Below are 17228 nucleotides of genomic sequence, written 5' to 3' on the forward strand. Positions count from 1 at the left end.
CGATCGCCTTGTGCCACGTGTGTTGACACAGTAAGCACAACCCCAACTACATCCCGATTCGTGACGCTGGCTTCAACCCCAGCGCCACAACCCCTCATGCCTGGTGACCATAGCGAGCTGGAACCACCCCTTCCCATCCCGAACAGGACCGTGAAACAGCTCCGCGCCGATGATAGTGCGGATTCCCGTGTGAAAGTAGGTCATCGCCAGGCTCTTATTGTGCAAAACCCCTCGACAGCGTGTGCTGCGAGGGGTTTTGTCTTTGGCGCGGCGGAAACGCTGCGCTCGCCGTCGTCGCGAAGCCGTAATACCATTACCGCAGTCCTCCATTTCCATCATGTCTGCTGACTGCGCCTGGTATCTCTATCTGCTCGAATGCACCGGCGATTCGATTTACACCGGCATTACCACCGATGTGGCGCGCCGCTTCGCCGAACACCAGTCCGGAAAAGGCGCCAAATATACGCGCTCGCGCAAGCCCATCCGCGTGCTCGGCCAGTTGCGCTTCGCCACTAAATCTGAGGCTTTGAAGGCGGAAATCGAAATCAAACGCATGAGTTCCGCGCAGAAGCGGTCATTTTGCGCGCAGCTGCCGACCCTCGACGCGGACCAGCAGACAGCGTGAGATCAAGCAAAAAAGGCCCGCATCGCAAGCGCGATGCGGGCCTTTTTCTTCGTGGCTTGCTTCAGACCACGGTCAGCGTGACGTCGATATTGCCGCGCGTTGCGTTCGAGTACGGGCACACCTGGTGCGCCTGCTCGACCAGCTTCTCGGCCGCTTCGCGCTCGAAGCCCGGCAGGGAGATCTTCAGCTCGACCTGGATACCGAAGCCCTGGGGGATCGGGCCAATGCCGACCGCGCCCTGGATCGATGCATCGGCAGGCACGTTGATCTTCTGCTGGCTGGCGACATAGCGCATCGCACCGAGGAAGCAAGCCGAATAGCCGGCTGCAAACAGCTGCTCGGGATTCAGGCCGTTACCCGCGCCACCCATCTCCTTGGGCACGGCGAGCTTGGCGTCGAGCTGGCCGTCGGACGTGGTGGCACGGCCATCGCGGCCGCCGGTGGCAGTGGCATGGGCGGTATATACGACTTTCTCGAGTTTCATCTAAGGCTCCGGTTTGGTTGCCCGCAGGGGCGGTATCAATACCTGCCGTCAGTCCGGCAGGCTGGAATCGGTCCGCGCTTGTTCGAGCGTCGACCGCAGTGCGTGCAAGCGCCGCGTCAGCGCCTGGATCTCTTCGACCGGGCATTGCGTGGCACATAACATCTGTTCAGGAATTTTCTCGGCGCGCTGACGCAGTGCCCGGCCGGTGTCGGTCAGGCTGACCAGGACCCGGCGTTCGTCCGCTGCGTCCCGCGTGCGCTTGACCAGCCCCGTTGCGGCGAGCCGCTTCAGCAGTGGCGTCAGCGTGCCCGAATCCAGCGCCAGGCGGTTGCCGAGTTCCGAGACCGACAACGTTTCCGTCTCCCACAAGACCAGCATGACGAGATACTGCGGATAAGTAAGCCCGAGCTCACTTAGCAGGGGCTTGTACAGCTTGGTCATCGCCAGCGAGCTCGAATACAGCGCAAAGCATAGTTGGTGATCCAGCAAAAGCCAGTCGGTGATGGGTTCGTTGTCGCGTTCCATACCGATATATTAGACACAATTAGATTGTGCGCAAGATAAATTTTCGGGACATGAGCCGGATGGGAGGGCCCACGCTGGATGACGGACTTGGCCTTAAGTCTGTTTTAAGTCTTGGTCGCTAGCATGACGGTGTTGCGTCGCATCGTGCCGACGCCAGATGCTAAAAGGAAAGGAACACCTATGATGCGCCAGACCATTGCTCGCACCGCCGTTGGTATCGCAGCCCTGGCCGCGCTCGGCGGCGGCTATGCCTATCTGCAGCGAGAAGTCATCCCCCCGGGATACGCGGCTCCCGCGCCCGTGGTGGCAGCCGCCCAGCCGGCGGCTGCCGTGGCCAGGCCGATGGACTTCTCCGGCATCGTCGCCCAGTACGGACCCGCGGTGGTCAATATCAGCGTGACAGCGCGCGCCCAGCGCACGGCGGTGCAGATGCCGCCCGGCATCGATCCGGACGATCCGCTGTTCCAGTTCTTCAAGCGCTTCGGCCCGCAGTTCCAGGGGCCGCAGGGCGGCCCGCAGCAACTGGTGCGCGGGCAGGGCTCCGGCTTTATCGTCAGCCCGGACGGCCTGATCCTGACCAATGCGCACGTCGTCGACGGGGCGCAGGAAGTGACCGTCAAGCTGACCGACCGCCGCGAGTTCAAGGCCAAGGTGCTCGGGACCGATCCGCAGACCGACGTGGCGGTGATCCGCATCGATGCGAAGGATCTGCCGACCGTGCGCCTGGGCGACCCGTCGCAGGTGCGCGTAGGCGAGCCGGTGCTGGCGATCGGCTCGCCTTACGGCTTTGAGAACACGGTGACCGCGGGCATCGTCAGCGCGAAGTCGCGCTCGCTGCCTGACGACACCTACGTGCCGTTCATCCAGACCGACGTGGCCGTCAATCCCGGCAACTCGGGCGGTCCGCTGTTCAACCAGCGCGGCGAGGTGGTCGGCATCAACTCGCAGATCTACAGCCAGACCGGCGGCTACCAGGGCCTCTCGTTCGCGATCCCGATCGACGTGGCGACCAAGGTGCAGCAGCAACTGGTGGCGCACGGCAAGGTTACGCGCGGGCGCCTCGGCATCAGCGTGCAGGAGGTCAACCAGGCGCTGGCGCAGTCGTTCGGCCTGCCCAAGCCGACCGGGGCGCTGGTCAACTCGGTCGAGCCTGACAGTCCCGCCGCGCGCGCGGGACTGAAGCCCGGCGACGTCATCGTGCAGCTGGACAACGACGTGATCGATCATTCGGGCGACCTGCCTGAGCATGTGGCCGACATCAAGCCGGGCACGCAGAGCTCGCTGAAGATCATCCGCAAGGGGCAGCCGATGACATTGTCGGTGACGGTCGGCACTGCGCGTGACCAGGCGGTGGCGCAAAAAGCGGGCGGCAAGGAGGCCAATGGCCGGCTCGGGCTGGCGGTGCGCCCGTTGTCGCCGGCGGAGAAGCGCGAAAGCGGTATCGAAGGCGGCCTGGTGGTCGAGGACGTGACCGGTCCCGCCGCGCGCGTGGGCATCCAGCCCGGCGACGTGATCCTGTCGCTCAACGGCACGCCGATTGCATCGGTCGATCAACTGCGGGCGCTGGTGGGCAAATCGGGCAAGCAGGTGGCGCTGCTGGTGCAGCGCGATGATGCGCGCATCTTCATTCCGCTCGATCTGGGTTGATCCTTGCGGGCACCGCTGCGTGCCCGCAAGTCGTTAACCAGCAAGGCTTTGACGTCCTCGCGGGCCGTATACCCGCACGTATACCAGCACGTTTACGAGTGGGTATACGTGCGGGTATACGGCCCGCTAAGCCTTACCGGAGGCGGGATTCAGCGCAACGAACTGCTTACAGAAAGCGCGCCAGCAGGTATCATCTCGACTGCGATGCACGAAGCATGCGGCGGCAGCCCCCGCCGGCCCTGGTTCTGCTGAATCGACAAAGAGGAAGTCTATGCAGTTGGATTTCACCCGTGCCCCGATGCCGGGTACCGATAGAGCGCGGCGGCTGACGTCCACGACGTCTGCCACCGGCTCCGCGCCGAAGCCCCGGCGGCGCAAGAAAGAGGTCGCCCCGCACTGGGAGCGGGGCTACCGTTCGCACTTCTACCGCAACGAGCGTGGCGACAAGCTTGGCGAAGTGCGCCTGTCCGAGCGCGGCGAGCTGCCGGTGGTCTACCACTGGGCCGCCGGCAACTACTCCGGCGCGGAAGGCTCGCTGGCCCACGCCCGTGCGCGCGTGGAAGAGACCATCGGTTTCGGCATGCGCCAGCTGTCGCTGTTCTGAGCAGGATCTTCGCCGGTGCCGCGTTCGCCGGCACTGCGACCCGTCCGCGCCCACCCTTCGCGCGCGGCGCCTTCGCTTCTCCCTGATCTTCCCGGTAGTTTCTGTAGTCCCCTGGCGCAGCCTGCGGCCGGCGCAGTTCTGGCAAGCGGCAAGCAGCCGATAGATATCCTCGCCAGCGATCGGTGTGGCCTGTTGCGTGATCGGCGCGCCCAACATGCACGCGCCCGCTACCGACGCAATGCCGCAGAGATCCCGCGGATGCCCGCCCGCATCGACGCCAGAACCTGCGCCTGCGTTTCGGCCGGCAGGTTGCCATAGCGCAGGCTGACATAGGCGGCGCTGACGGCTGAGATCGCCTCGCCGGCGCGTGGCAATTGCGTGCTGGCCCGCGCCGCAAAATCCTGCGGGCCTTCGGCCGGCGCGCGCGTGCAGCCATGGCGGGCGAGCACGGCGCAGAAGCGCGCATAGGCCGCGCCGACCGGATCCGCGGGCGCGCGACGCCGCCACAGCGGCACCAGCGCCAGCAGGCACAGCATGCCGAGCACGGCGGCCAGCAGCGGTCCGGCACCGGCACTGGTGCCGAGCGCCTGCAGCAGCCGCTGCTGTCGCGCATGGTCGTACTGCAGCACCCAGCGCTGCCAGGTGTAGACCATGCCCTCATAGGCCCAGCGCAAATCCTTGAGCCATCCCGGTTGCCGCGACGGACGCCAGTCGGCGGCTTCGTTGCCGACCACCGCATCCAGCCCCTGCTCGATGCGGCTGGGCGCGACCGCGCTGGTCGGGTCCACGCGTACCCAGCCGCGGCCATCCAGCCAGACCTCGGCCCACGCATGCGCGTCGGACTGGCGCACCACGTAGTGGTTGGCCATGGGGTTGTACTCGCCGCCCTGGTAGCCCGTGACCACGCGCGCCGGCACGCCGGCGGCGCGCATCAGGAACACGAAGCTGCTGGCGTAGTGCTCGCAGAAGCCGCGCCGGGTGTCGAACACAAAGCTGTCGATCTGTTCGGCCCCCAGCGGCGGCGGGGCGAGCGTATAGGCGAACGGCGCCGCCGCGAACAGCCGCAGCGCGGCCTGCACGCGCGCCGCGGGATCGGCATGGCGCTGTGCCCATTGCGCGCCCAGAGCGCGGGTGCGCGGGTTGCCGGCGGGGAGGCTCAGCGCCAGCCGCAGCGTGGCCGGCGGCAGCGCTTCCGCCGGCGGCGACAACGTGGAATGCGTGCGATAGCGGATGCGCTGGTCCACGGCCCGGCGTGCCATGTACTCGCCGTCTGGCGTGATCGCGGCATCCGCGCCGGCGGACAGCGCCTGGCCGCGGTCGAGCACGAACAGCCAGCGTTGCCGGCTGGGTTCCAGCGTGATGCTGATGTCGATGTCGGCCGTGCCACCGGTGCTGGCCGCCGGCGCCAGTTGCTGCCGCCGCAGCCGCGACGGATGCCAGGTGGTGCCGTCGTATTCCCACAGCACCAGCGCGCGCCAGTACAGCGCCGACACGGGCAAGGGCGGGCCGGCAATTTCCGCACGCAGGGCGATTTCGGGCGAACGGATCAGTTGCCCCACGCTGCCCGGACGCATGGTGTCGCTGATGCCGGTGGTGCCGCTCTGCACCGATTGCGGCAGCTGCCACAGCGGTTGCTCCAGGCGCGGAAACAGCACGAACAGCGCCAGCGCCCACGGCAGGCCCAGCAGCGCCATGCGGCCCAGCAGCGGCCAGATCGCCAGCCGGCTGCGCGCCTCGGGGTGATGCAGCAACAGCCAGTTGCGCAGGACCCAGGCGCCGATGGCCAGGCTGTACAGCGCCAGCCAGAACGGCTGGTCGGACAGGTACAGCGTCAGCAGCAGGTAAAACGACAGCTGCGTGACCAGGGTTGCGTCCGACAGCGCGCGGCATTCCAGCAGCTTGAGGACGACAAAGGCGCCAAGCAACGCCACCGCCAGCTCGCGCCCGATGCCTCCCCCGTCCTGCCACACCAGCGCGCACGCCACCAGCAGCACCAGCATCGCGGTGGTTCCGAGCATCCAGCGCGACGGCAGCGGCGCGCGCCGCCGCCACAGCAGCCAGCGCCACGCCAGCAACAGCACCAGCAGCAGGCTGACCGCCACCGGCAGCGTGCGCGCCTGCGGCGCCAGCACCAGTGCCAGCTGTCCTAGCAGCAGGCCGTGGTCTTCGTGCCGCAGCGGCCGGGGCGCGGGTTTCATGCGGGTTCCGCAGCGCGCGCTGTGCCAGGGCGCTGCGGCCACAAGGCCAGCGCCTCGAGGCAGGCGCGCCGGTGGCTGGCGCCGCGCGCCGGCGGCAGTTCGATGCCGGGCAGGCACAGGCCGATCTCGACTTCGTCGCCGGCGGCAAGCAGCCACGCGCACAGCCGCGACAGCCGGGCCCCGGCCCCCATGCCGGCGGGCAGCGCGTGCCAGTCCAGCCAGCGCGCCGGCTGCCGCGGCGGATCGCCGGCGCGGCTGAGCCAGCGGCCGGTGCGCGCGCTGTGCTTCCAGGCGATGCGGTGCAGCGGGTCGCCGCTGCGGTAGCGGCGCAGCTGGTCGATGCCGTCTTCGCTGTGCGTGGTGCTGGCGGCAGCGTGCGCGTCGTCGCCATCGTCGGGGCGGTGCGCGGGCGGCGGTGGTGGTGCGTCGGCTTCCGGCGCGGGGTAGACCAGCGTCGACATTTCCAGGTCCGCATGGCTCCAGACATGGAACAGGCCGAACGGAAAGCGGCTGGCGATCGTCACGCGCGACAGCGCCAGGCGGCCGCGCCGTGTCGCTGGCACATGCAGCGCCAGCATGCCGCTGGCATTGGCATCGAGCGTCAGCGTCGCGGCGGCGACTTCCGGCATGGCGGGCAGGCGCGCTTCGATGCCGACGCGTGCGTCGCCACCGCGGCTGTCGACGCGCACGTGGAAGATCGCGTCCTCCCCGGCATGGACCGCCGCCACCGGCCCCGCGGCGACGGCGAGATCGAGCAGGTTGCGGTAGGCCAGCCACATGCATGACATGCCGATACCGGCGAGCATGAAGGTCAGCGCAAAGCCGAGGCTGATGTTGTAGTTGAGCGAGGTCATCAGCATCGCGGCCAGCACCACCGCAAAGCCGACCCCGCCGCGCGTGGGCAGGATATAGAGATGGCGGCGGTCCAGCAGCACCACGCCGCCAGCGCCACCAGCAGGACGCCGGCTTGCGGCGCGGCGCGGTGCGAGGCGTGGCGTGCCGCCGAGCACGCCCTTGCGCGCCGCCATGGCGCTCAGGGAATCGCCACGCCGGCCAGCAGCGCGGCCAGCTGGCCATCGACGGCGGCGTGGCCGCCGGCGCCGGCCGGTAACAGGCGGTGCGTGGCCACGGCCATGAACACCGCCTGCACGTCTTCGGGCAGCACCAGGTCACGCTGGGCCAGCAGCGCCCAGGCGCGCGCGCAGGCCAGCAGCGCCAGCCCGGCGCGCGGCGACAGCCCCGCGGCAAAGCCGCCGTGGCTGCGCGTGGCCTGCACCAGCGCCAGCACGTAGTCGACCAGCGCCGGGCTGGCGTACACCTGCGCGGCCGCTTCCTGCAGCGCCAGCACCTGGCTGCCATCCATCACCGGCGGCAGTTCCGCCGCGCTGGCGCCGCCCAGGTACAGCACGCGCTCGAAGGCGGGGTCCGGGTAGCCCAGCGACAGCCGCATGGTGAAGCGGTCCAGCTGGGATTCGGGCAGCGCATGGGTGCCGATCTGCTCCAGCGGGTTCTGCGTGGCGATGACGAAAAACGGCGACGGCAGCGGATGCGTGGCGCCGTCATGCGTCACCTGCCCCTCGGCCATTGCCTCGAGCAGCGCGCTCTGGGTCTTGGGCGGCGCGCGGTTGATCTCGTCGGCCAGCACCACCTGCGCGAACACGGGGCCGCGGTGGAAGCGGAATTCGCCGGCGTCGCGAACAAAGACCGACACCCCGATCAGGTCGGCCGGCAACAGGTCGCTGGTGAACTGCACGCGCTGGTAGTGCAGCCCCAGCGTGCGCGCCAGCGCATACGCCAGCGTGGTCTTGCCCACACCCGGCACATCTTCCAGCAGCAGGTGACCCCGTGCCAGCATGCAGGCCAGCGCCAGCCGCACCTGTTGTGGCTTGCCAAGGACAATGCGGCCCAGCTGGGCCTGGGCCTCCGCCAGCGAAGCGACGATGCGGGGGCGTGCAGTCACGTGGGACCTCGGCGCGGAGCCTGAAAAAATCGCGGTGGATGCAGGAATTATCGGGCAAAGACCAGCGCATTGTAGCGGCGCGCACCGCAGGCGCGACCGTCTGTTGCCGTACGCAGGCGGCCGCCGGCCCGGGGCGGTATTCAGGCTGCGGATGCGGCGCCTGCGCCAGATGGCGCCGCTTCTGGCATCATGAGCCTGTCGGGCCACCGCGGCCCTGTTTCTGTTTCCGCCTCTTTGCGTGGCCGTGCGCCGCGCCTGCTGCAATGACCTCGCTGGATCCCTGCGCCGACCTGCCCGCTTCCACCTTGTCCGCCGACGCCGGCGCGCTGCCGCGCCTGGTGCAGGCCTTCCATGCCAACGGTTTCGTGATCCTGCGCGGCTTTGCCGACGAGCCGGCGTGCGCGGCGCTGGAGGCGGTGACGCGCCAGCATCTCGCCGCAGCGGTACCGCCGGTGGAGTTCGAGGCCGACCTCGGCTATCCGGGCGCCCCGGCCACGCGCGACGCCGCCGGCGGCGGCACGGTCAGGCGCCTGCGCCAGGCCTACGGGCGCGATGCGGTGTTCCGCCGCTGGGCCAGCGATCCCAAGCTGGTGGCGGTGGTGCAGGCCTTGCTGGGCGAGCCCGCGCGCATCACGCTGGCGCATCACAACTGCGTGATGACCAAGCACCCGCACTACGGCAGCCAGACCGGCTGGCACCGCGATACCCGCTACTGGTCGTTTGCGCGGCCGGAACTGGTGACGGTGTGGCTGGCGCTGGGCGACGAGGACGAGCGCAATGGCGTGCTGCGCGTCATCCCGGGTTCGCACCAGGCCAGGCTCGAGCCCGGCCAGCTGGACCCAGCCGAATTCCTGATCGAAGCCCACCCGGCCAGCCAGCCGCTGCTGGATGCCGCGCAGCCGCTGGTGCTGCATCGTGGCGATGTGCTGTGTTTCGACAGCCGGCTGTTCCACGCGGCCGGCCGCAATGCGTCCAACGCGGTCAAGCTGTCGGTGGCGTTCGCGTATTTCGGCGCCAGCAACCGGCCGCTGGATGGCACGCGCTCGGCCGAGTTCGGCAGCGTCGAGCTGCCCGCGGTGGTCTGATCCGGCGCGGCTGCGCTCAGGTGCGCAGCCCGACCAGCCCGGAAATCTTCTCGGAGGCTTCGAGCAGCGGCGGCAGGAAGCGCTCCAGCATCTCCTGCGCGCTGGTGCGGTTGGCCTGGCCGCTGATGTTGATGGCGGCGATGGTGTGGCCGGCGCGGTTGCGGATCGGCGCGGCGAGCGACACCAGCCCTTCCTCCAGCTCCTGGTCGTTCAGGGCCCAGCCGCGCTGGCGGATATCGGCGACGATGGCCTTGAGCGCGTCCACGTCGGTCACGGTGCGCCCGGTGCGCGCGCGCAGGTCGGTGGCGCGCAGCACGCTGTCGAGCTCGGGCTCGCTCAGCCCGGCCAAGAGCACCCGTCCCATCGAAGAGCAATACGCCGGCAGGCGGCTGCCGATCGACAGGTTGATGGTCATGATCTTGCGCGCCGGCACGCGCAGCACGTAGACGATCTCGGTGCCGTCCAGCACCGAGATCGAGCAGCTTTCATGGACCTGCTGCGACAGCGTCTCCATGATTGGCTCGGCCAGGTTCCAGAACGGCATCGAGGTCAGGTAGGCGAAGCCCAGGTCCAGGATCTTGGGCGTGAGCCGGAACAGGCGCCCGTCGGCCTGCACATAGCCCAGCCCCACCAGCGTCAGCAGGATGCGGCGCGCGCCGGCGCGTGTCAGGCCGCTGGCCTGGGCGATTTCGGTCAGGGTCTGGGCCGGGTGCTGCGCGTTGAAGGCCCGGATCACCGACAGCCCGCGTGCAAAGGACTGCACATAGCTGTCGCTCGGCTTTTCGGGCGCGGCGGCGCTGTCGGCGGTCGGCGATGCTGGCGGCGGGGTCTGGCGGGAATCGGTGGGACTGGCCATCTGCGTAGCCCGGCGCGGTTCGCCGGATTGGCACGGAAAGGCCGAAAGGGTAGAGGAAATGCCGGCATTGCGCCAGTGCCGGGCCAGGAAGGGCCAGGACGGGCGAGGACGGGGCCGCGGCGGCCAGCCCTGACCTTAGCGGAAGCTGCGCTGCACCAGCACGAACACCGCCCCCGCCACGCACAGCGCGGCAAAGCCATGCAGCAGGTCCATGCCGGCGAGCAGCGTCGCCTGCCGGTCGACTTCCTGCGACAGTTTGGCCAGTCCCGCCGCGGACAGCGCATCGGGCATCTGCAGCGCCGGGTTGAAGCGGGTGATGTGCTCGACCAGGTGGGTGCGGTGCTGCGCCAGGCCGTCCTGCATGAACACGCTCGCCAGCCCGGTGCCCATCGCCGAGGCGATCTGCTTGCACACGTTCTTGAACTGGTAGGCGTGCGAGAAATCCTCGACCGGCACTTCCAGATAGGTCATCGACGCCACCTGCACCATCAGCAGCACCGGCGTCAGCCCTTCGAGCAGCACCACCGGCACCAGCGCGTAGTCCGGCGCGCCCGGCATCAGCTGGGCCGACAGCAGCATCGCCGCGCACGCGTAGACGATAAAGCCGGCCGCGATCACGCGCCGCTTGCGGAACACCAGCGCCATGCCCAGCGTGATCACGATGGCGCCGATGGCGGAGACCGTGCCGCTGGTCGACAGCAGCATGCAGGTGGTGCGGAAGGTCAGCCCCAGCCCGGTCTGCGTCAGCGTCGGCAGCAGGAACGACCACGCCGACGACAGCAGGTAGTACAGCGTGTAGAAGCCCAGCCCGTACAGGTACTGGCGCCCCGCCAGGCGCGAGAAGTCGATCCATGGGTCCGGATGCCGATACAGCCGCCAGCCGCTGAAGGCAAACAGCGCCACGCCGCACAGCGCGGCCAGCGGCATTTCCAGCGAACTGAAGAAGCGCGTGTAGCGCATTTCCTGCAGCGTATGCAGAAAGACCAGCGCGCCCAGCGCGGCGGCGATGGCGGCGGTCCAGTCCAGCGTCGACACCGGCGGGTGCGGATCGCGCGGCGCGCGCGTGGGGTAGGTCAGCGCCACCGACAGCAGCACCGGCAGCGCAATGCCGGCCTGGAACAGGAACACTGCGCGCCAGCCGATATCGTCCAGGAAGATGCTGGTCAGCCAGGGCGTGATCGCCAGCATCGAAAACGCGCCGCCGCCGAAACGCAGCATCAGCGGGGCGCGCTCGGCCGGCGTCGACACCAGCTGGACCAGGATGCGCGAGGCGGCGAACAGGCCGCCCGCGCCCAGCCCCTGCACTGCCTTGCCGCCGATTAGCCCGGCTGGGCTGGCAAACTCCGCGCAGATCAGCGAGCCGGCGATGAAGACCAGCAGCGACACCATGGTGAAGCGCTTGTACGTGATGCGGCGCGCGAGCTGGTCGAGCACCATGTTCATCAGCACCGCGGTGGCGGCGTAGGCCGAGATCGCGTACAGGTAGTCTTCCGGCGCGGCACCGACGCCGCCCTGGATATGCTGGCTGGCCACGCCCATCATCAGCGTGGAAGAGAAGTCGATGCCGGTCACCAGACCCAGCGTCAGGCCGAACAATGAAAGACGCCAGTGACCCATCTCGGGGTGACTGGCGATCTGCATGCGCGGGCGCTGGGAGGTCTTGATGCCGGGGGCGGCGGGGGCGGGGATGGCTGGAACGGCGGGGGCTAGCGCGTCCGATCCAGCCTGGACAGGCGTTTGTTGCATCGCTCAAGCATAATGTAGGCCCAGCGTCGAGAACTACAGCTTGTCAGGGAAACATTGTCCGGTGAACGAAACAATCCAATGGAATGACTGGGAGGCGTTCTGCTGCGTGGTCGAGCAGGGCACGTTCACGGCCGCGGCGGAGCAGCTCGACTGTCCCAAGTCGCGCGTGTCGGCCGCCGTGGCGCGGCTGGAAACCGCCATCGGCGCCAAGTTGCTGGAGCGCACCACGCGGCGCATGCGCCTCACCGATGCCGGCAAGGCGGTCTATCGCGACGTTGCGCCGCTGTTTGCGCGGCTGCGCGAGATCCGCCAGGAAACGCTGGCGCGCGAGGAGCGCGTGCAGGGCGTGCTTCGCATCGCCACCCCCTATGAATTCGGCGCGCAGCAGCTGGGCGGCGTGATCTGCCGCACGCTGGCGGCACACCCCGCGCTGGATGTGGCGGTGGAAATCACCCAGGGCCTGGTCGACCCGATCCGCGACGGCTTCGACGTGGCCTTTGTCATCGTCGACGCCGACCTGCCAGACTCCGGCACGGTGGCGCGCCGGATCTACCACGTCGAACGCGGCCTGTTCGCCGCGCCGGCGTTGGCGGCCAGCCTGCCGGCGCAATTGCGCCCGGAAGACCTGGCCAATATGCCGACGCTGACCACGCCCGGCGACACCGTCTGGGAATTCACCCGCGACGGCCAGACCGTATCGGTGCCGATCCGCCCGCGCATGCAGACCCACAACGCCGAGCTGCGCCTGCAGGGCGCGCTGGCGGGCCTGGGCATCGCGCGGCTGTCGGTAATCTATTGCGAGGCCGAGGTCGCACAGGGGCGGCTGGTGCGCGTGCTGCCCGACTATCCGCTGCCGCCGCTGCGCGTGTTCGCGCTGCTGCCGGACCGGCGCCTGCAGCCGCGCAAGGTGCGCGCCTTCATGGAAGCGATCGAATCGATGATGGTGTCGGAGCTGCCGCCCGAAGGGGATGCCGAGGCGGCGCGGGATGGCGGACTGGATGCCGCCGCGGACGGGCTGGCACCGGGAGAGGCCCGCACCGCGGGCTGAGGGCGCAGCGGGCTGAAGGCGTTGCGCCGGCCCTGCGCCCCGGATTCCGTCAGTGCAGGCCGATGATGCCAGCGCCCAGCCGGGCGAGGACCATCAGCAGAATCTGCGCAATCACGAACAGCACCAGCGGCGAGACATCGAAACCGCCCAGGCGCGGCACCACGCGCTGGATCGGGCGCAGCACCGGCGCGGTCAGGTGGTCGATGGCCGGCGTGATCGGCGAATGCGGGTTGACCCACGACAGGATCGCCATCAGCAGCGTGACCCACATCACCAGGCTGATGGACCACTTCAGCACATAGAGCACGGCGGTCAGCAGCATGGCGGGCACGAAGCCGGGCAGGTCGATTCCGCTGATCAGCGCGACCAAAGCCAGAAACACCACCGCGGTCAGCCATGCGGCCAGGATCGTGGCCCAGTCGATGCCGCCCACGCCCGGGATGATCCGGCGCAGCGGCCGCACCAGCCAGTCGGTGATCTGGAACACGCCCTGCGAGACCGGGTTGCGCGTGGGCAGCCGCGTCAGCTGCATCCAGACGCGCAGCAGCAGCGCCATGCCGAACAGGGTAAAGACGGTATCCAGCAGGAAGAGAGCGATTTCCGAGAACATCGGTGCGTTTTCCGGTGACGGGTGAAGGTGTCTGCAACCGCACAGATTCTGCCATAGCCGGGCGCGCGCACGGCGCAAACCGGGATCGGCTGCCGGTGTGCCGTGCGGCCCCTATAATTGCGAGCGCCCGCCGCGGGCTTGCGCGGATTGCCGCGCCTTCATTCCCTTTTGCGTTTTTTGCCGCCCATGCCCAGCAAGTCCGCCTCGTCGCCGCAACCCGCCCCGCTTACCAAGGCCGACTTCGAGGCACTGTCCGACTTCCGCTACCAGCTGCGCCGCTTCCTGCGGTTCTCCGAAGACGCGGCGCGCGGGGAGGGGCTGACGGTGCAGCAATACCTGTTGCTGCTGCATATCCGCGGCTGCGCCGACAAGGACTGGGCCTCGATCGGCGAACTGGCCGAGCGCCTGCAGGCCAAGCAGCATGGCGTGGTGGCACTGGTCAATCGCTGCGAGGCCGCCGGGTTGGTCAAGCGGCGCCTCAATCCCGAAGATCGCCGTGTGGTGCAGGTGCACCTGACCGCCAAGGGCGAGCGCTACCTGAACCGGCTGGCGATGCTGCACCGTACGGAGCTGGAATCGCTGCGCGGCGCGTTCCGCGTGGCCCGCATCACGCAGTTCAACGACGACGGCGCGGAGCGCGGCTGAGCGCTGCCACGCCGGCACCGGCGGCGGTTACAGGCGGTTACCAATCACAAGCTCCGGTGACACCCGCTGGCCCGCGGCGGCCCTAGACTCGCGCGCATTCCCCAACACGCGCAGCGCGCAGGAGTCCTGACATGTCCATCCCCTTTCGTTCGGTTGTGCTTGCGGTGCTTGGCGCCGGTGCGCTGGCCGGGTGTGCCACGCCGTACGGCTACGACAACGGCTATGGCGCGGGGTATGGCGGGGGCTACGGCGGCGGCTATGGCAACACCGGCTACGGCAGCGGCACCACCATCAGCGGTTACCCGCAGCAAGGCTATCCGCAACAGGGTTACCCGCAGCAAGGCTATCCGCAGCAGGCCTACCCGCAATCTTCGTATCCGCAGCCGTCGTACCAGGACGGCAGCTATGGCAACGGCTACGGCAACCAGGCCTACGGCGTGCGCTACGGCTGGGTCGAGGGCATCGAGGTGGTGCCGGGCCAGCCGCCGTCGACCAGCGGCGCGGGCGCGGTGGTGGGCGGCATCGTCGGCGGGCTGCTGGGCCACCAGGTGGGCGGCGGCCGCGGCAATACCGTGGCGACCATCGGCGGCGCCGTGGCGGGCGCGGTGGCCGGCAACGAGGTCGAGAAGCGCACCGGCACCAGTGCCCCGGCCTACCGCGTGCGCGTGCGAACCAGCGACAACGGCTACCTGACGCTGACCCAGTCCAACGCCTACCAGATGCGCATCGGCGACCGCGTCCGGATCGAGAACGGCGTGGCCGTGCCGTACTGAGGGCGTCAGTCCGCGCCGAACAGCTGCGCGTAATCCTCGCGCAGCTGGCGCTTGAGCAGTTTGCCGGCGGTATTGCGCGGCAGGTCCGCGACGAACACGATGCGCTTGGGTACCTTGAACGGCGCCAGCGCCTGGCGCGCATGCGCGATCAGTTCGCCCTCGGTGGCGCCCTCGTGGCCGCGCTTGCGCACCACGCACGCCGTCACCGCCTCGACCCACTTCGGGTGCGGCAGCGCAAACACCGCTGCCTCGGCCACCGCGCCATGGGTGTACAGGCACTCTTCCACTTCGCGGCTCGACACCAGCACGCCGCCCGAGTTGATCACGTCCTTGATCCGGTCCACCACATACAGGTAGCCCTCGGCATCCATGTAGCCGAGGTCGCCCGAATGGAACCAGCCGCCGGCGAAGGCTTCGGCGGTCTGCTCCGGCTTGTCCCAGTAGTGCGTCAGCAACTGCGGCGAGCGATGCACGATCTCGCCCAGCTCGCCCGGCGGCACGTCCTGCAGGGTTTCATCGACGATGCGGGTCTCGACGTTCAGTACCGGCCGCCCCGCCGAGGCCGGACGCGCGGCGTGCTCGTCGGGGCCCAGCACCGTGGCCAGCGGCCCGATCTCGCTTTGCCCGTAGCAGTTGTAGAAGCGCAGCGCCGGCAGTTTCTGCTGCAGCTCCAGCAGCACCGGCACCGGCATGATCGAGGCGCCGTAGTAGGCCTTGGTCAGCGCGCCCAGCCGGGCCGGATCGAATTCCGCATGGCGCAGCAGCGCGATCCAGACCGTCGGCGGCGCAAAGAAGCTGGTGATGCGCTCGGCGTGGATGGTGCGCAGGCAATAGCCGGCTTCCGGGCTGTCGGCGATCAGCGTGGTGCCGCCGCACAGCAGCAGCGGCATCAGGAACACATGCATCTGCGCCGAGTGGTACAGCGGCAGCGCGGCCAGCGAATAGTCCGACGCGCGGATATCGCAGGCGGCGATGGTGCTGACGTACTCGGCCAGCAGCGCGCGATGCGTCAGCACCGCCCCCTTGGGCGCGGAGGTGGTGCCGGAGGTGTAAAGGATCTGCGCGGGCGTGGTGTCGGCAAGGGCTTCGGACACCGGCACGGCGGGGCCGTCGGCGGCAGCGGCGAGAATATCGGTGCGACCATCGCCGCCGTGCAGGGTACCGCGGACCTTCCAGGGCAGACCGTCGACGCGGTCGGCCAGCGCCGGATCCGCAAAGATCGCGCTGGCGCCCGACTGCGTGACGAGGTACTCGGCCTCGGCGCGCGTCATCGAGAAATTCACCGGTACATGGATCAGGCCGCCGCGCAGGCAGGCCAGCCACAACAGCACATAGGCGTCGGAGTTCTTGCCAAAGGCGGCAACCCGGTCGCCGGGACGCAGGCCCCACTGCGCCAGCGCGCCAGCGATGCGCGCGGTGGCGTCATCGAGCTGGCGGTAGGTCCAGGACCGCTCGCCGAAACGGATCGCGGTTTTGTCCGGACTGCGCCGCACCGCGCGGGCAATGGCGTCGGGGATGGTGTTGCGCAGGGCGCGCTGCTGCTCGGACTGCATGGTGGTCTCCATCGTTATGGTTGGGGTCCAGCAAGTCTTGAAGCCAAGCGCCGAGGATAAGGCGCGCCGGCTTGCCATGGCAAGCCGGCGGCCCTTTCACGGGGACTACAGCGTTGCCGACAGGAACACCAGCGCGCGGCCGTGCGCCAGGGCGGCGCTGGGCTGGTGGTAGGAGCCGCGCGCCCAGCAGTTGAAGCCGTGGTCGGCCTGCGGGTAGACGTGGATCTCGGTGGCGGGTTTGCCGGCCATCGCATCGCGCACGGCCTGCACGGCGTCGGACGGGATATGCGCGTCGAGCGCGCCGTAGTGGAACTGCACCGGCACGCGGATGTTGGCGGCTTCCTGCAGCTGGTTCTGGATGCCGCCGCCGTAGAAGGGCACGGCCGCATCCACCAGACCGCGTGCCGCGCTCAGATACGACAGCAGCCCGCCGAAGCAGTAGCCCACCGCGGCCACCTTGCCGGCGCCGGTATGCTGGCGCAGCACCTGCACCGTGGCGGCGATGTCGTCAAGCGCGGCGGACACGTCCACGGCCTTGCGCAAGGCCATGGCGCGCACCATGTCGTCGTCCTCGTAGCCCAGCTGCACGCGCGGGGCCTGGCGCCAGAACACGTCAGGCGCGAGCACGGCATAGCCGTCGGCGGCGTACTGGTCGGCCACCGCGCGGATATGCTCGTTCACGCCGAAGATCTCCTGCAGCAGCACGATGCCCGGCGCGCCGGGCTGCACGCCCGCCGGCGGCAGGCTCAAATAGGCATCGAAGCTGCCCGCGGCGGTGTCGACGCGGATCCACTGGCTGTCGGGAATGGCTGTCATGGGAAAGGGTTCTCCGGAAAGGACTTGGCAGGGGTTGCCGCAATGTCAGCCCG

17 protein-coding genes and 1 rRNA gene are annotated in these 17228 nt (G+C 68.9%); 8 read left to right on the plus strand and 10 right to left on the minus strand.

Annotated features, from left to right (window positions below; all coding sequences use genetic code 11):
• Positions 1 to 99 precede the first annotated feature (99 nt).
• Positions 100 to 212: ribosomal RNA gene (gene rrf / locus CBM2588_RS20260) — 5S ribosomal RNA — on the plus strand.
• Positions 213 to 337: 125 nt separating this feature from the next.
• Positions 338 to 625, plus strand: a complete 288-nt coding sequence (locus CBM2588_RS20265) for a GIY-YIG nuclease family protein (protein ID WP_115682181.1) — start codon at positions 338 to 340, stop codon at positions 623 to 625.
• Between the two features lie 61 nt (positions 626 to 686).
• Here CBM2588_RS20265 and CBM2588_RS20270 read toward each other — a convergent pair whose 3' ends face one another.
• Together CBM2588_RS20270 and CBM2588_RS20275 are read right to left on the minus strand one after the other, a co-directional pair.
• Positions 687 to 1109 (minus strand): organic hydroperoxide resistance protein, encoded by a 423-nt coding sequence (locus tag CBM2588_RS20270; protein WP_018004795.1) that lies wholly within the window; start codon positions 1107 to 1109, stop codon positions 687 to 689.
• Between the two features lie 48 nt (positions 1110 to 1157).
• Complete coding sequence (locus tag CBM2588_RS20275) at positions 1158 to 1634, minus strand: MarR family winged helix-turn-helix transcriptional regulator (RefSeq protein ID WP_115682182.1); 477 nt, start codon at positions 1632 to 1634, stop codon at positions 1158 to 1160.
• Positions 1635 to 1814: 180 nt separating this feature from the next.
• Between CBM2588_RS20275 and CBM2588_RS20280 the strand changes: the two genes are divergently transcribed.
• Both CBM2588_RS20280 and CBM2588_RS20285 read left to right on the plus strand, forming a co-directional pair.
• Positions 1815 to 3281 (plus strand): DegQ family serine endoprotease, encoded by a 1467-nt coding sequence (locus tag CBM2588_RS20280; protein ID WP_115682183.1) that lies wholly within the window; start codon positions 1815 to 1817, stop codon positions 3279 to 3281.
• A gap of 271 nt (positions 3282 to 3552) precedes the next feature.
• A complete protein-coding gene (locus CBM2588_RS20285) occupies positions 3553 to 3885 on the plus strand; it encodes a hypothetical protein (protein WP_018004792.1) in 333 nt (110 codons plus the stop codon).
• 227 nt (positions 3886 to 4112) lie between these two features.
• Here the strand turns inward: CBM2588_RS20285 and CBM2588_RS20290 are convergent, their stop codons facing one another.
• Genes CBM2588_RS20290 through CBM2588_RS20300 form a run of 3 tightly spaced genes read right to left on the minus strand, consistent with a single transcriptional unit; the run spans position 4113 to position 8043 of the window.
• Positions 4113 to 6083, minus strand: a complete 1971-nt coding sequence (locus tag CBM2588_RS20290; protein WP_115682184.1) for a transglutaminase TgpA family protein — start codon at positions 6081 to 6083, stop codon at positions 4113 to 4115.
• Positions 6080 to 7111, minus strand: a complete 1032-nt coding sequence (locus CBM2588_RS20295) for a DUF58 domain-containing protein (RefSeq protein WP_115682185.1) — start codon at positions 7109 to 7111, stop codon at positions 6080 to 6082. The genes CBM2588_RS20290 and CBM2588_RS20295 overlap by 4 nt, the downstream gene beginning before the upstream one ends.
• A gap of 5 nt (positions 7112 to 7116) precedes the next feature.
• Positions 7117 to 8043, minus strand: coding sequence for an AAA family ATPase (locus tag CBM2588_RS20300; protein ID WP_115682186.1), 927 nt, complete (start codon positions 8041 to 8043; stop codon positions 7117 to 7119).
• Between the two features lie 263 nt (positions 8044 to 8306).
• Between CBM2588_RS20300 and CBM2588_RS20305 the strand changes: the two genes are divergently transcribed.
• Positions 8307 to 9128, plus strand: coding sequence for a phytanoyl-CoA dioxygenase family protein (locus tag CBM2588_RS20305; protein WP_115682187.1), 822 nt, complete (start codon positions 8307 to 8309; stop codon positions 9126 to 9128).
• A gap of 16 nt (positions 9129 to 9144) precedes the next feature.
• On the opposite strand, the gene CBM2588_RS20310 is transcribed toward CBM2588_RS20305, so the two are convergent.
• Together CBM2588_RS20310 and CBM2588_RS20315 are read right to left on the minus strand one after the other, a co-directional pair.
• On the minus strand, positions 9145 to 9984 hold the full coding sequence (locus CBM2588_RS20310; RefSeq protein WP_115682188.1) for an IclR family transcriptional regulator: 840 nt from the start codon (positions 9982 to 9984) through the stop codon (positions 9145 to 9147).
• A 135-nt stretch (positions 9985 to 10119) separates the two neighbouring features.
• Complete coding sequence (locus CBM2588_RS20315; protein ID WP_115682189.1) at positions 10120 to 11730, minus strand: MFS transporter; 1611 nt, start codon at positions 11728 to 11730, stop codon at positions 10120 to 10122.
• Positions 11731 to 11791: 61 nt separating this feature from the next.
• On the opposite strand from CBM2588_RS20315, the gene CBM2588_RS20320 reads away from it, so the two are divergent.
• Entirely contained in the window at positions 11792 to 12778 is a 987-nt protein-coding gene (locus CBM2588_RS20320; protein ID WP_115682190.1) for a LysR family transcriptional regulator, read from the plus strand.
• A gap of 49 nt (positions 12779 to 12827) precedes the next feature.
• Here CBM2588_RS20320 and CBM2588_RS20325 read toward each other — a convergent pair whose 3' ends face one another.
• Complete coding sequence (locus tag CBM2588_RS20325; RefSeq protein ID WP_115682191.1) at positions 12828 to 13388, minus strand: YggT family protein; 561 nt, start codon at positions 13386 to 13388, stop codon at positions 12828 to 12830.
• 186 nt (positions 13389 to 13574) lie between these two features.
• On the opposite strand from CBM2588_RS20325, the gene CBM2588_RS20330 reads away from it, so the two are divergent.
• Both CBM2588_RS20330 and CBM2588_RS20335 read left to right on the plus strand, forming a co-directional pair.
• On the plus strand, positions 13575 to 14033 hold the full coding sequence (locus CBM2588_RS20330; RefSeq protein ID WP_115682192.1) for a MarR family winged helix-turn-helix transcriptional regulator: 459 nt from the start codon (positions 13575 to 13577) through the stop codon (positions 14031 to 14033).
• A 131-nt stretch (positions 14034 to 14164) separates the two neighbouring features.
• Positions 14165 to 14806 (plus strand): glycine zipper 2TM domain-containing protein, encoded by a 642-nt coding sequence (locus CBM2588_RS20335; RefSeq protein ID WP_115682193.1) that lies wholly within the window; start codon positions 14165 to 14167, stop codon positions 14804 to 14806.
• A 5-nt stretch (positions 14807 to 14811) separates the two neighbouring features.
• Here CBM2588_RS20335 and CBM2588_RS20340 read toward each other — a convergent pair whose 3' ends face one another.
• Positions 14812 to 16359 (minus strand): acyl-CoA synthetase, encoded by a 1548-nt coding sequence (locus tag CBM2588_RS20340; protein ID WP_115682194.1) that lies wholly within the window; start codon positions 16357 to 16359, stop codon positions 14812 to 14814.
• A gap of 105 nt (positions 16360 to 16464) precedes the next feature.
• Positions 16465 to 17175, minus strand: a complete 711-nt coding sequence (locus CBM2588_RS20345; RefSeq protein ID WP_115682195.1) for a dienelactone hydrolase family protein — start codon at positions 17173 to 17175, stop codon at positions 16465 to 16467.
• Between the last annotated feature and the right edge of the window lie 53 nt (positions 17176 to 17228).

This window comes from Cupriavidus taiwanensis, from assembly GCF_900250075.1.
Lineage (GTDB): Bacteria > Pseudomonadota > Gammaproteobacteria > Burkholderiales > Burkholderiaceae > Cupriavidus > Cupriavidus taiwanensis_C.

What these genes read in the sequence shown, in the direction of transcription:
- CBM2588_RS20265 (WP_115682181.1), top strand. Translation starts at nt 338, where the DNA reads ATGTCTGCTGACTGCGCCTGGTATCTCTATCTGCTCGAATGCACCGGC.
- CBM2588_RS20315 (WP_115682189.1), bottom strand. Translation starts at nt 11,730, where the DNA reads ATGCAACAAACGCCTGTCCAGGCTGGATCGGACGCGCTAGCCCCCGCC.
- CBM2588_RS20345 (WP_115682195.1), bottom strand. Translation starts at nt 17,175, where the DNA reads ATGACAGCCATTCCCGACAGCCAGTGGATCCGCGTCGACACCGCCGCG.
- CBM2588_RS20295 (WP_115682185.1), bottom strand. Translation starts at nt 7,111, where the DNA reads ATGGCGGCGCGCAAGGGCGTGCTCGGCGGCACGCCACGCCTCGCACCG.
- CBM2588_RS20275 (WP_115682182.1), bottom strand. Translation starts at nt 1,634, where the DNA reads ATGGAACGCGACAACGAACCCATCACCGACTGGCTTTTGCTGGATCAC.
- CBM2588_RS20310 (WP_115682188.1), bottom strand. Translation starts at nt 9,984, where the DNA reads ATGGCCAGTCCCACCGATTCCCGCCAGACCCCGCCGCCAGCATCGCCG.
- CBM2588_RS20290 (WP_115682184.1), bottom strand. Translation starts at nt 6,083, where the DNA reads ATGAAACCCGCGCCCCGGCCGCTGCGGCACGAAGACCACGGCCTGCTG.
- CBM2588_RS20340 (WP_115682194.1), bottom strand. Translation starts at nt 16,359, where the DNA reads ATGCAGTCCGAGCAGCAGCGCGCCCTGCGCAACACCATCCCCGACGCC.
- CBM2588_RS20270 (WP_018004795.1), bottom strand. Translation starts at nt 1,109, where the DNA reads ATGAAACTCGAGAAAGTCGTATATACCGCCCATGCCACTGCCACCGGC.
- CBM2588_RS20335 (WP_115682193.1), top strand. Translation starts at nt 14,165, where the DNA reads ATGTCCATCCCCTTTCGTTCGGTTGTGCTTGCGGTGCTTGGCGCCGGT.
- CBM2588_RS20330 (WP_115682192.1), top strand. Translation starts at nt 13,575, where the DNA reads ATGCCCAGCAAGTCCGCCTCGTCGCCGCAACCCGCCCCGCTTACCAAG.
- CBM2588_RS20325 (WP_115682191.1), bottom strand. Translation starts at nt 13,388, where the DNA reads ATGTTCTCGGAAATCGCTCTCTTCCTGCTGGATACCGTCTTTACCCTG.
- CBM2588_RS20305 (WP_115682187.1), top strand. Translation starts at nt 8,307, where the DNA reads ATGACCTCGCTGGATCCCTGCGCCGACCTGCCCGCTTCCACCTTGTCC.
- CBM2588_RS20280 (WP_115682183.1), top strand. Translation starts at nt 1,815, where the DNA reads ATGATGCGCCAGACCATTGCTCGCACCGCCGTTGGTATCGCAGCCCTG.
- CBM2588_RS20285 (WP_018004792.1), top strand. Translation starts at nt 3,553, where the DNA reads ATGCAGTTGGATTTCACCCGTGCCCCGATGCCGGGTACCGATAGAGCG.